At 56.0% G+C, this 555-nt stretch carries 1 protein-coding gene; it reads right to left on the reverse strand.

The features are described from left to right. Positions 1-123 precede the first annotated feature (123 nt). A partial coding sequence (locus L3X40_RS22140) for an ATP-binding protein (RefSeq protein WP_237367475.1) occupies positions 124-555 on the reverse strand: 432 nt, incomplete at its 5' end.

Here is a 555-nt window from a genome sequence, read left to right on the forward strand (position 1 = left end):
TAAAACTGTACCAGTTGGATTGAACAAAAAGCCTCAGATCGAGGCGGTGCTTTCATCTGCTGTGCTGAACGGTCTGGAGCGTAGCGGAAGGCCGTTCAGCACAGCAGATGAGGAATTTTCTGATCAGGTCATGGCGGGGGGAACCTCTCTGTCCTGTGCGTGGTGGCCCTGTTTTTGCCGTTTCCGGCTGCTGGCAAGCCGATAGCTGTCCCCGTTCATCTCGAGGATATGAACATGGTGGGTCAGCCGGTCGAGGAGAGCGCCGGTGAGGCGTTCTGACCCGAACACCGATGTCCATTCATCGAACGGAAGGTTGCTGGTGACGAGCGTGCTACCGCGTTCATAGCGCTGGCTGAGCACCTCGAACAACAGTTCGCTGCCGACGGCGGTGAACGGAACATAGCCCAGTTCATCAAGGATCAGCAGCTTCACGCTGGCGAGATGCTTTTGCAGCTGGCGTAACCGACGTTCGTCCCTTTGTTGATTACCGCTGAGAGTTGACCCGGGATTTTCATCGAGAAGTGACCCTAGTATTTGTATGTCCCGCGATGCGGG

The organism is Rhizorhapis sp. SPR117 (assembly GCF_021742065.1).